Origin of the sequence: Streptomyces gilvus (assembly GCF_022513565.1) — a bacterium.
GTDB lineage: Bacteria > Actinomycetota > Actinomycetes > Streptomycetales > Streptomycetaceae > Streptomyces > Streptomyces gilvus.
Map to the genome: position 1 here is coordinate 167344 of NZ_JAKWBE010000012.1, position 11981 is coordinate 179324.

The window sequence follows — 11981 nt, forward strand, 5'->3', positions numbered from 1 at the left end:
CCCAGTGGCCCGCGTTCAGGGACGCCATGCCTCGATCGGGTTGCCGAGCCAGCGGGTGTCGTCCGGAACGGACTCCGCGGCCATGACGAGCGACGCGGGACCCAGGGTGGTGCGGGCCCCGATCATGCTGCCGGGCAGCACGATCCCGCCAGGGCCCAGCGTGGCGCCCTCACGGAGAACAACAGTATCCGTCCGCAAGATCCGGTCGTGGAAGAGGTGGGTCTGCAGGACGCAGCCCCGGTTCACGGTCGCCGCGTCCTCCAGGGTCACCAGGTCGGTCTCCGGCAGCCAGTAGCTCTCGACCCAGACACCCTTGCCGATCCGGGCGCCGAGCCCGCGCAGCCACGCCGTCATCACCGGCGTGCCCGGCACGGAACCGGCCAGCCAGGGCACCGCCACGACCTCGACGAAGGTGTCGGCGAGCTCGTTGCGCCACACATAACCGCTCCACAGCGGGTGCTCCCCGGTGCGGTGCCGGCCCACGAGCAGCCACTTCGCGACGATCGACACCAGCGCGGCCACCGCACCGGCCCCGAGCAGCACGACACCCGACAGCAGCGCGGCCCACGGCCCGAGCAGACACAGCACGGCCGCCGTACCGGCCGCGATCGCCGCCGAGCAGAACACCGGCACGATCCGGCACAGCTCCACCAGCCCGCGCGCCCACAGCAGCCGGGCCGGCGGGTCGTACGTCCGGCTCTGGTCGCCGCTCTCGGCGTTCCGCGGCAGCTTCACCGGCGGCAGCCCCAGATAGGAACTGCCCTTCTTCGCCTTCTTCGGCGTCGCGGACAGCACGCCCACCAGCCCGCCGTCCGGCACGCTGCGCCCCGGCGCGGTCATCCCGGAGTTCCCCAGGAACGCCCGCCGCCCGATCTCCGCGCGCCCGATCCGCAACCAGCCGCCACCGAGCTCGTACGGCGCGGTCAGCGTGTCGTCGGCCAGGAACGCGCCCTCGCCGACCGTCGTCAGGCTGGGCAGCGCCAGCACGGTGGACACCTCGGCGCCCCGCCCGATCCGCATCCCCAGCAGCCGCAGCCACACCGGCGTGACCAGCCCGGCGTACAGCGGGAACAGCGTCTCGCGCGAGCGGTCCATCAGCTGCGTGACCGTCCAGGCCTGCCAGCCGGTCCGGCTGTGCGTCGGATACGTCCCCTCCCGCAGGCCCAGGCTCAGCAGCCGCACGCCGACGAGGATCAGCAGCGCGTACGCCGCCCCGAACGCCAGCGTCGCCGGGACGAGGGCGACCGCCGCACCGCGCAGGGGCGCGGCCGGATCGATCAGGGCGTACGCCACGAGGAGGGCGGCCCCGCCCGCGATCAGGGGCAGCGCGGACAGCACCAGGCCCGTCAGGCCGTACATCACCCGCCAGTACGTGCCGCGCTGCGGGCGCTCCTTGGGCCAGTTCCGCTTGGCCTTGCCCAGCTTGACCGCGGGCGCGCCCGCCCAGCGCTGGCCGGTCGGGATCTGCCCGTTCACCGCGGAACCGGGGGCCACTTCGGCGCGCTTGCCGACGCGGGCGCCCGGGAAGAGCATGCTGCGAGTGCCGACGGTGGCGTGCGCGCCGACCTTGACCTGCCCGATCTCCAGCCGGTCGCCGTCCAGCCACCAGCCGGACAGATCCACCTCGGACTCCACGGCGGCGCCCCGGCCCAGCTTGAGCATGCCGGTGACCGGCGGCAGCGAGTGCAGGTCGACGTCCTGGCCGACCTTGGCGCCCAGCGCGCGGGCGTACCGCTCCAGCCAGGAACCGGTCAGCGTGGTCGCCCCGCTGAACTCGGCCAGCCGCTCGGCCGTCCACAGCCGCAGATGGACACCGCCACCGCGCGCGTACCGGCCGGGCTCGACGCCCCGCAGCAGCAGCCGGGCGCCGCCCGCGGCGATCGCGAGCCGTCCGGGCGGGCTGAACAGCGCGACGCCGCCGAGCGCGAGCAGCCACCAGGGCGCCGTCGGCAGCCAGGACCAGGCGGGCAGCAGATTGCCGAGCGCGGCCAGCACGATCGTCCAGCGCAGACCGAGCAGTGTGAACAGCGGCACCAGGAGCAGCAGTTGGACCGCCTTGGCGCGGACCGGCACCGGGGCGATCGTGCGCCGGGCGCCGTCGTCCTGCGCCGACGCCTCCAGATGGCGGGCCAGCTTGCGCAGCGTGGGCTGCTGGTAGATGTCGAGGACGGCCGCGCTCGGGTAGCGGGTGCGCAGCCTCGTCGTCAGCTGGGCGGCGGCCAGGCTGCTGCCGCCGATCGCGAAGAAGTCGTCGCGGGCGCCGGTGACCGGGATGCCGAGGACTTCCGTCCACTGCTCGGCCAGCCACGCCTCGGTGCCGTAGAGCCGCTCGGCCGGACCACCGGTCTCCAGACCCTCCAGCGGCCAGGGCAGCGCGTTGCGGTCGACCTTGCCGGACGTACGGGTCGGCAGGTCCTCGACGGGGGCGATCAACGGCACGAGCGCGGCGGGCAGTTCGGCGCGCAGCTTCTCCACCGCGGCCGCGTGGTCCCAGCCGTCCTGGGTGACGACATAGCCGACGAGGAGCTGGTTGCCGCTGCGGGCGGTGCGCACGGCGGCGGCCGCGCCGGCCACCCCGGGCAGCGCCTGCAGCGCGGCGTCCACCTCGCCGAGCTCGATCCGCCGCCCGCCGAGCTTGATCTGCTCGTCGGCGCGGCCGAGGAACACCAGCCCCTCCGGCTCGGCCTTCACCAGGTCACCGCTGCGGTACGCCCGCTCCCAGCCCAGCGATTCGAGGGGCGCGTACTTCTCCGCATCCTTCTCGGCGTCCAGGTACCGGGCGAGACCGACCCCGCCGATCACCAACTGCCCGCTCTCACCCATCGGCACGGGCGCCCCGGCCTCGTCGACGACGGCCAGCTCGTAGCCGTCCAGCGGCAGACCGATGCGGATGGGCTCCTCGCCGCTCATCAGCGAGGCGCAGGCCACGACGGTCGCCTCGGTCGGCCCGTAGGTGTTCCAGACCTCGCGCCCCTCCGTCACCAGGCGCTGCACCAGCTCCGGCGGGCAGGCCTCGCCGCCGAAGATCAGCAGACGGACGTCGTTGAGGGTCTCCGGCTCCCAGAGCGCGGCGAGCGTCGGGACGGTGGAGACCACGGTGATCTCCTGCTCGACCAGCCACGGACCCAGGTCGGCGCCGCTGCGGACCTGCGAGCGCGGGACCGGCACCAGACAGGCGCCGTAGCGCCAGGCCAGCCACATCTCCTCGCAGGACGCGTCGAAGGCGACCGACAGGCCCGCCATCACCCGGTCGCCGGGACCGATGGGGTCCTCGGCGAGGAACAGCGCGGCCTCGGCGTCGACGAACGCGGCGGCGCTGCGGTGACTGACGGCGACGCCCTTGGGCTTGCCGGTCGAGCCGGAGGTGAAGATGATCCACGCGTCGTGCTCGATACCCGGGCGGGCGGCGGGCACGTCACCCCGCCCGGTGACGGTCAGCTCGTGCGCGGCCCCGACGACGGCCCGCACCCCGGCCTCCCCGAACACCAACTCGGCCCGCTCGTCGGGGTCCTCGGCGTCCACCGGGACGTAGGCGGCTCCCGCGGCCAGCACGGCGAGGATCGCCACGTACAGGTCGTTGGTGCCGGACGGCACGCGGACGCCCACGCGGTCACCGAGTCCGACGCCGACCGCGGCTAGCTCGCGCCGCAGCCGCTCGACCTCGCCGGCCAGTTCCCGGTAGGTGAGCTGGACCGTGCCGTCGTCCAGGGCGAGTTCGTCCGGGTACGAGCGCACGGACGCGTCGAAGATGTCGACAAGCGTGCGGGGGGAGGCCGCCTGACCTCCCGAAAAACGTGCGGTGTCACCGAACTGCTGCTGGATCTCAGCGCTGAGCTCTTCGTCGAGCAGGCCGAGAGCACTGCTCTCGTCTATGGCTGCCATCGGTCCTCGCGTCTCGATCCCGGAAGCCTCCGGGGCGCTGGCGGGCCCGCAGGTCTGCCTGGGGTTGTCCTCCTCCAGCTCCGTAACAAACCGGAAATCTTAGTACGACGCTAGGTACATGCCCCCTGATCGGCCACCCGGGAGCACCCGTCCGGCGGCTTCGGAACGCCGTCAACGCCCTCTGACCTGGTGATCTTCACACAGGGGAGAGATGCCCCACACCGAGGGTGAGGATGCTTCGCGGACAGGCGGGAGGGGACGCACGAAGACCCCGGCCGCTGAGCGGCCGGGGTCTTCGGCTGGTGTCCGAGGGGGGACTTGAACCCCCACGCCCGATAAAGGGCACTAGCACCTCAAGCTAGCGCGTCTGCCATTCCGCCACCCGGACAAGGTGTCTGTCGTGCGGAGTTTCCCCCGCGGCGACGAAGGAAACATTACCAGGCTCCCGGGGGTGCCCGATCACCCCCCGTCGCGGCCCCGCCCCGGCGTGAACGGCGTGTGACGGGCCGGGCCCGGCCTTGGGGCCCGGCCCGGGTCGGAGGGAGGATGAGGGGAACCACCAGCAGTGACAGCGGGAGGAAGCAGCGTGAGCGACACGGACACGACCAGGACCGTCACCGGCGAGGACGAGGTCGTGGACCTCTGCCGCGAACTGATCCGGATCGACACCAGCAACTACGGCGACCACTCCGGGCCCGGCGAGCGCAAGGCCGCCGAGTGGACCGCCGAGAAGCTCGCCGAGGTCGGACTGGAACCGCGGATCTTCGAATCGCACCCGGGCCGCGCCTCGACCGTGGCCCGCATCGAGGGCGAGGACCCGTCCCGGCCCGCGCTGCTGATCCACGGCCACCTGGACGTCGTACCCGCCAACGCCGACGACTGGACCCACCACCCCTTCTCCGGCGAGGTCACCGACGGGTGCGTGTGGGGGCGCGGGGCCGTCGACATGAAGGACATGGACGCGATGACCCTCGCCGTCGTGCGCGACCGGCTCAGGAGCGGGCGCAGGCCCCCGCGGGACATCGTGCTCGCGTTCCTCGCCGACGAGGAGGCCGGCGGCACGTACGGCGCCCGGCACCTCGTCGACCACCACAGGGACCTCTTCGAGGGCGTGACCGAGGCGATCAGCGAGGTCGGCGGGTTCTCGTTCACGGTGAGCGAGCAGCGGCGGCTCTATCTGATCCAGACGGCCGAGAAGGGCATGCACTGGATGAAGCTGATCGTCGCCGGGACGGCGGGCCACGGCTCGATGATCCACCGCGACAACGCGATCACCGAGCTCTCGGAGGCCGTCGCGCGCCTCGGTCGGCACAGGTTCCCGGTCCGGGTCACCAAGACCACCCGTGCCTTCCTCGACGAACTCGGCGACGCGCTCGGCACCGAGCTGGATCCCGAGGACATGGAGTCGACGCTGGCCCGGCTCGGCGGCATCGCCAAGCTCATCGGGGCGACGCTGAGCAACACCGCCAACCCCACCCAGCTGGGCGCCGGTTACAAGGTCAACGTCATCCCGGGCGAGGCCACCGCGCACGTCGACGGACGCTTCCTGCCGGGGCACGAGGAGGAGTTCCTCGCCGACCTGGACCGGATCCTCGGCCCGAAGGTGCGTCGCGAGGACGTGCACTCCGACAAGGCCCTGGAGACCTCCTTCGACGGCGCCCTGGTGGAGGCCATGCAGTCCTCGCTGCTGGCCGAGGACCCCACCGCCAAGGCGATCCCGTACATGCTCTCCGGCGGGACGGACGCCAAGTCCTTCGACGACCTCGGCATCCGCGGCTTCGGCTTCGCGCCGCTCAGGCTGCCCCCGGAGCTGGACTTCGCCGGCATGTTCCACGGCGTCGACGAGCGGGTCCCGGTGGACGGCCTGAAGTTCGGCGTGCGCGTTCTCGACCGTTTCATCGACGCGTCGTGACCCCGGTAATCGCCAGCCTGTACGGAACTGACTGGGAAGAGTGAATCCGCTCATAAGCTCGTAGCTCCATTACTCCCTCCTCGTTACAGGTGATGCGATCCGCTACTTGGGATCGCATTGCCAACAAGGAGGAATAATGATCAAGAAGGTCGTCGCTGCTGCGGCTGCCACCGGTGGTCTGGTTCTCGCGGGTGCGGGCCTGGCCGTCGCCGACTCCGGCGCTCAGGGTGCCGCGGTGCACTCCCCGGGTGTCGTTTCCGGCAACGTCGTTCAGGTTCCCGTGCACATCCCGGTGAACGTCTGCGGCAACACGGTCTCCGTGATCGGACTGCTGAACCCCGCCTTCGGCAACACCTGCGTCAACCAGTGACCTCGGCCCACTGAGGGTCGTCCGTGCACGCCCGTCGGCTCCGGGGCACACACCATGTGCCCCGGGGGCGACCGGCCTTGCGCGTGATTCAGGTCCGCGAAACCCAGGTCAGATATCGAAGGCAGGGAGTTCAGCAATGCGACAGGCCACCCGCAAGGGCCTGATGACCGTGGCGGCCGCGACCGGCGTCCTCGCCGCCGCGGGCGGTTACGCCCATGCCGACTCATGGGCGGCCGGCTCCGCTTCGGACTCGCCCGGCGTGCTGTCGGGCAACACGGTGCAAGTTCCGGTCCACGTGCCGGTGAACGCGTGCGGCAACACGGTCGACGTCGTCGGGGTGCTCAACCCGGCGGTGGGCAACACGTGTGCCAACCACGGCGGAGGCGGCGGCTCGCAGGCCGGCGGACACACGAGCGGCTCGCCCGGCGTCGGTTCGGGCAACCTCGTCCAGGCGCCGATCGACGTGCCGGTGAACGCGTGCGGCAACACGGTCGACGTCGTCGGGGTGCTCAACCCCGCGGTGGGCAACACGTGTGCCAACCACGGCGGAGGCGGCGGCTCGCAGGCCGGCGGACACACGAGCGGCTCGCCCGGCGTCGGTTCGGGCAACCACGTCCAGGTACCGATCGACGTGCCGGTGAACGCGTGCGGCAACACCGTCGACGTCGTCGGCGTCGGCAACGCCACCACGGGCGACGACTGCGCCAACGGCGGCTCCGGCGGCGGTCAGGACACGCCTCCCGGGGGCGGTCAGCAGACGCCGCCCGGTACGCCGGGCAGTCCCGGCACTCCGGGCCAGCCCGGCGGTCCGACGCAGCCCGGGAACCCCGGCGCCCCGGGCACGCCGTCCACGCCGTCCGCGCCGGGCGGCACGACTCCCGGCGGCTCCTCGAAGGTCAACCACCCGGGCACCCAGACGGTCAGCAGCCCCCTGGGCGGCGCACAGCTCGCCCACACCGGCAGCGACCTGCCGCTGGGCGTCCTGCTCCCGGTGGGCGCGGGCGCGCTGCTCGGCGGCACGGTCCTCTACCGCAGGTCCCGCGCGAGGGCGTAGCACCGCGTGAACGCGTCACGGAGCGGGCCCCGCCTCGGTGGGGCCCGCTCCGTGTGCGCGGTCTCCGTCGCCGTCTCAGCTCACCACGTGGCTCGTACCTGGCGGATGATCCGCCGGCGCAGCCGCACCCTGCGGCTGCCGTCGCGCATCAGGCTGAGGCGGTCCAACTCCCAGTGTCCGTACTCGGCATGGTCCGTCAGCAGGCGTGTGGCTTCCTTGCGGGACACCCCGCGAGGCACGTACACGTCGACAAATTCGTATTCCGGCATCGCATCTATTGTGCGGGCTGGGGCCAGGTACGGATAGCGTCTGCACTATGTCTGATGCTGCGCAGCCCACCGCTGCCGAGGTACGCGCCGCCGCCGAGGCGGTCAAGACCGCGCTCGACCGTCATCTGGCGGCGGTCGAACGCAGGTCGGGTGAGGACGACCCGGCCGTCTACGAGGCGTTCAACCAGCTGGCGGCGGCCGCCGAGGCGTACGACGAGCTGCTCTACGACCGCTACGACGAGGTGACCCCCTTCGAGATCCCCGGCGCAGACGACTCCCTGCCGCCGTACACGGGGCCGGAGGAGCCGAACGCGCTCAGCGTGCTGATCCGCCGCGACTACACCGTGGTGGAGCCGCAGCGGCTGCTGGCCCAGGCGCAGCGGGTGGAGGCGGCGGACGAGGACGGCACGCAGGTCTCCGGCACGGTGCCGGGGGCGCTGGGGGTGCTCTTCGGCGAGTTCGAGCCGGACGAGATCGCCTCGCGGCACAAGGAGTTCGGGCTGGAGGAGGGCGACTCCACGCTGTGGGTGACGGCCGCGGAGGATCCCGCCGAGGCGGGGGAGTGGCTGGAGGCGCCGTTCGAGGGGGCCGATCCGCAGAGCGTGATCTGCCGGTTCGACGTCAGCGCGGTGTTCGACGACGAGCTGGACGACGATCTCGAGGAGGACCTGGAGGGCGAGCTGGACGGCGACCTCGACGGGGAGCTCGACGGGGACGAGGATCTGGAGCCCCTGGACATCGATCGCTGACGTTCACCGCGAGGCGGGCCTGGCGGCGGTCACGGATGATTCCGTGGCCGCCGCCGTCGTATGTCCCCGAGTGGGGCTCCGGTCAGCCGGACGTCGGCAGTTGGGTCGCCAGGAGGACGGGCAGGCGGGTCGTCCGCGGCTTGGGCGGGATCTCGGACACCGCTCTGGCCAGTGCCTGTTCCGCGCCGTGGACCACGGAGAGGTGGCGGTCCGCCCGGCCGAACGCCGTGTAGACCCACGGTCGGTTGAGGGCCTGGGCGGCGTCCCCGGGGAGGACCACGACCACCGCCGGCCAGCGCATGCCCACCGCCTGGTGCGCGGTCAGCGCCCACCCATGGCGCACGGACTGCTCCACCCGATCCTTCGGTACGACGACAGGGCCGCCCGCGCAGGACAGGTGCAGGCCGTCCGCGTCGGCCTTGACGACCCGGCCCGGCAGGGTACGGCCCGGGGTGGGGGAGTAGGCCACGCGGTCGCCGGGGTCGAAGCCGCCGAAGCGGCCGGGGCCGGGGTTGAGACGTTCCTTGAGCGCGGCGTTGAGGGCGCGGGTGCCGGCCGCTCCGCCGTGGCCCGGAGTGATCACCTGGGTCTGCTCGGCTGGGACGCCGATCGCGCGCGGCACCGAGTCGGCGACCAGCTGGACGGTGCGGTGCACGGCCTCGCCGGCGTCCCGCACCGGCACGATCACGACCTCCTTGCCGGGCGCATCCACCTGGTTGAGCTCCCCGACGCCGATGCCGGAGACCAGCTCGCCGAGGGGGCCCGGGTCCGGGGTCCGTGAGGCGACCTGCGGGCAGACCCGCGCGGCCAGCAGATCCGCGAACACCCTCCCGGGGCCGGCCGACCACAGCACCGACGGATCCCCGGACAGCACCAGCCGCGCACCGTCCGGCAGCGACTCGACGAGCAGGGCGGCGCTCTCGATGTCCAGCTGAGGTGCGTCGAGCACCACGAGGAAGTCCAGGTCGAGCGCGCCGTCGGCATCCCGGCCGGGCCCTTCGGCCCCGGAGAGGAGGCCGGCGACGGTGGCGACCGGGGGTGCGGCCTGCGTGGAGCCGGCCGTCGAGGAGGGGCCGCCGGGGGCCGTCGCACGGGCACCTTCCGAGGCGCCGCCCGCAACCGGACTGTCCGTGGCGGGCCCGCCCGCCGCGCCGCACAGCCGGACGAAGCGGTCGCGGCCGGTCGGGGTGTGGGCCGCCGCCCAGGCGCGGAGACCGAGCGCGTCGGCCGTGCGCAGCAGCGCCGCCGGTTCGGCGAGGGACGCCTCGCCGCCGGTGTGCAGGACCAGGCCGTGGGCGGCGACCGAGCGGATCAGCTCGGCGGTCGAACCCTTCGCCGCTGCCGCCGCGCCCTCCCACTCCTCGGCCGAACCATCCTCCTTCGGCACGGAGTTGACCAGCCGGGCCAGACCGTCCGCGAGGCTCTCCTCGGCGAGGGCCAGGCGCTCCAGGCCGACAAGGACACGGACCGGCCGTTCCTCGCTCTCCTCGTCGTCCGCCGGCTCCGGCGCGCGCGGGTCCAGGGCGTCCTGGAAGACCAGCGCCTCGCCCTCCGCGACGGCGCTCTGCACCGCGGCGTCGGCGTCCGGCACGCCCCGCTGGGCCAGCGCGGCGGTGAGCGCGGGCATCTCCAGCGCCGTGTGCCCGGCGACGGCCGCCTGCTCCAGCAGCCACCCCGTCAGCGCCCGGCCCCGTCGCTCGTCGTCCGGCCCGGCGTCCGCGCCCAGCAGCGCCCGCGCGAAACCGTCGGCCTGCTCGGGCCGCACACCGGCGACCCGCAGGAGCAGCCAGGGGTCCGCCCGCAGCCGCTCGTCCGCTCCCTCGCCCAGGGCGGCGGCGACCTGTGCCGCGAGCGCCTCGGGTGCGCCGCCGGCGGTCAGCACGCCCCGTACCGCCTCGACGTTCTCCGCCGGGGGTGCCGAGGGCGCGGCGGCCTCCGGCGTCGGCTGCGGGCGCCTTACCGGTTCCGGCGCGGGCCTGCGCGGGGCGGGGGCGGGCTCGGTGAAGGCGGTGGCCATGGGCTTGGCGCCGCTCTCCACGGCCCGCACGGCGGCCAGCAGATCGGCGGCCTTACCGCTCAGCTTGCCCCCGCTCTCGATGGGCCCCTTCTTCTCCGCCTTCCGCCGCTCGATCCGCTCCCGCTCGATCTCCTGAGCCACCAACTCGGCCTGAGCCTCGGACAATTGCGCACCGCTCTCCCCACCGCCCGCCTCGTCGGACGCCGGCCCGGCGCTGCCAGGCCCCGCCTCAGCCGTCCCGGCGGACAGCTGCCCGGCATCGCCCGCTTCCGCCGGTCGACCCACGCCCTTCTCACCTGCCGTCTCAGCCGCCTGGTCGGATTCCGGCCCGGTGTCGCCGGGTGCAGTCGGCCGGGCTCCGGGTTCCTCACCCGCTGTCTCGGCCGTCCCGTCGGATGCAGCCCCGGTGTCGCCCGCGTCCGTCGGTCGAGCCGCGGTCTTTTCACCCGCCGTCTCAGCCGCCTGGTCGGATTCCGGCCCGATGTTGCCGGGTGCAGTCGGCCGGGCTCCGGGTTCCTCACCCGCCGCCTCAGCCGTCCCGGCGGATTTCGACCCGGTGGCGCCCGGCGCCGTAGGGGGCTTGGGTGTGTCGGGCTTGCGTGTGCCGCCCGGTGTCCCCGGCTCGTTCTCCTCCGTGGTCTCGGGCTCCGTGCTCACAGCGTGCTCCAGTCGTGATCGGGATAGCGGTGCACGGGCGCCGACACATCGTCGAGAGCCCGGCAGATCTCGTCAGGAAGACTAAGGGCCTCCACTGACAATGCCGCCGTGAGCTGCTGCGCGTTGCGCGGACCGATGACGGGCGCGGTCACTCCCGGCCGGTCGCGGATCCAGGCGAGGGCGACCTGGAGGGGCGTCACGGCGAGCCCGTCGGCCGCGGTCCGGACGGCGTCGACGATCCGGCTCGCCGTGTCGTCGAGGTACGGCGCGACGAAGGGCGCCAGGTGCTCGGAGGCGCCGCGGGAGTCGGCGGGGGTGGTGTCGCCCCGGTACTTGCCGGTCAGCACTCCCCGGCCCAGCGGCGAGGACGGGAGCAGCCCGATGCCCAGGTCCAGCGCGGCCGGCAGGACCTCGCGCTCCACGCCCCGCTGCAGCAGCGAGTACTCCATCTGCGTGCTCGCCAGCCGTGTGCGCGCCCCCGGCACCGCCAGCTGCCACGTCGCCGCCTTGGCCAGCTGCCAGCCGCAGAAGTTGGACACCCCGGCATAGCGGGCGCGCCCGCTGCTCACCGCCAGGTCGAGGGCCTGCAGGGTCTCGTCGAGCGGGGTGTACGGGTCGAAGGCGTGGATGTGCCACACGTCGACGTAGTCCGTGCCGAGGCGGGCCAGCGAGGCGTCGAGGGCCGAGAGCAGATGGCCGCGGGAGCCGTCGACACGGCGGTCCGGGTCCGGCACGCTGCCCGCCTTGGTCGAGATCACCAGGTCCCGGCGCGGAACCAGCCCTTCTATCAGGCGTCCGAGCAGATACTCGGCCTCCCCGTCGCCGTACACGTCCGCCGTGTCGACGAGACTGCCGCCCGCCTCCCAGAAGGTCTTCAAGAGGTCCGCGGCGTCGTGCTCGTCGGTGTCCCTGCCCCACGTGAGCGTGCCGAGTCCGATGCGGGACACGCGAAGGCCGGTACGGCCGAGATGCCTCTGCTCCATGAACGCCGACATTACTGGCCTGAACTGGCCGTGTGGGGGCCTGTGGACGACCAGTTTCCCGGCCCGGCACCCCGCGTCGCCGCCACTG

8 protein-coding genes and 1 tRNA gene are annotated in these 11981 nt (G+C 73.2%); 4 read left to right on the forward strand and 5 right to left on the reverse strand.

All coding sequences use genetic code 11. The features are described from left to right. Window positions 1-15: 15 nt before the first annotated feature. Both MKW14_RS20340 and MKW14_RS20345 read right to left on the reverse strand, forming a co-directional pair. Window positions 16-3882, reverse strand: coding sequence for a Pls/PosA family non-ribosomal peptide synthetase (locus MKW14_RS20340; protein WP_240864246.1), 3867 nt, complete (start codon window positions 3880-3882; stop codon window positions 16-18). A gap of 300 nt (window positions 3883-4182) precedes the next feature. Beyond that, window positions 4183-4270, reverse strand: a tRNA-Leu gene (locus tag MKW14_RS20345). Window positions 4271-4468: 198 nt separating this feature from the next. Between MKW14_RS20345 and MKW14_RS20350 the strand changes: the two genes are divergently transcribed. The 3 genes from MKW14_RS20350 (at window position 4469) to MKW14_RS20360 (ending at window position 7218) form a co-directional block, all read left to right on the forward strand. Further along, window positions 4469-5794 (forward strand): M20/M25/M40 family metallo-hydrolase, encoded by a 1326-nt coding sequence (locus MKW14_RS20350; protein ID WP_240864249.1) that lies wholly within the window; start codon window positions 4469-4471, stop codon window positions 5792-5794. A gap of 136 nt (window positions 5795-5930) precedes the next feature. After that, window positions 5931-6164: a chaplin ChpH gene (chpH, locus tag MKW14_RS20355; protein ID WP_240864251.1), complete on the forward strand. Its 234-nt coding sequence runs from the start codon at window positions 5931-5933 to the stop codon at window positions 6162-6164. A gap of 136 nt (window positions 6165-6300) precedes the next feature. Next, window positions 6301-7218, forward strand: coding sequence for a chaplin (locus MKW14_RS20360; RefSeq protein ID WP_240864253.1), 918 nt, complete (start codon window positions 6301-6303; stop codon window positions 7216-7218). Between the two features lie 80 nt (window positions 7219-7298). On the opposite strand, the gene MKW14_RS20365 is transcribed toward MKW14_RS20360, so the two are convergent. After that, entirely contained in the window at window positions 7299-7487 is a 189-nt protein-coding gene (locus MKW14_RS20365) for a DUF5703 family protein (protein WP_046732800.1), read from the reverse strand. Window positions 7488-7534: 47 nt separating this feature from the next. Here MKW14_RS20365 and MKW14_RS20370 point away from each other — a divergent pair, with 47 nt between their 5' ends. Next, window positions 7535-8236, forward strand: a complete 702-nt coding sequence (locus MKW14_RS20370; RefSeq protein ID WP_240864254.1) for a hypothetical protein — start codon at window positions 7535-7537, stop codon at window positions 8234-8236. Window positions 8237-8318: 82 nt separating this feature from the next. Here MKW14_RS20370 and MKW14_RS20375 read toward each other — a convergent pair whose 3' ends face one another. Both MKW14_RS20375 and MKW14_RS20380 read right to left on the reverse strand, forming a co-directional pair. Continuing rightward, the gene (locus MKW14_RS20375) at window positions 8319-10910 is read right to left on the reverse strand and encodes a helix-hairpin-helix domain-containing protein (protein ID WP_374116579.1); all 2592 of its coding nucleotides are present in this window, start codon (window positions 10908-10910) and stop codon (window positions 8319-8321) included. Continuing rightward, window positions 10907-11893 (reverse strand): aldo/keto reductase, encoded by a 987-nt coding sequence (locus tag MKW14_RS20380; RefSeq protein WP_240864258.1) that lies wholly within the window; start codon window positions 11891-11893, stop codon window positions 10907-10909. Before MKW14_RS20380 ends, MKW14_RS20375 begins: the two co-directional genes overlap by 4 nt. Between the last annotated feature and the right edge of the window lie 88 nt (window positions 11894-11981).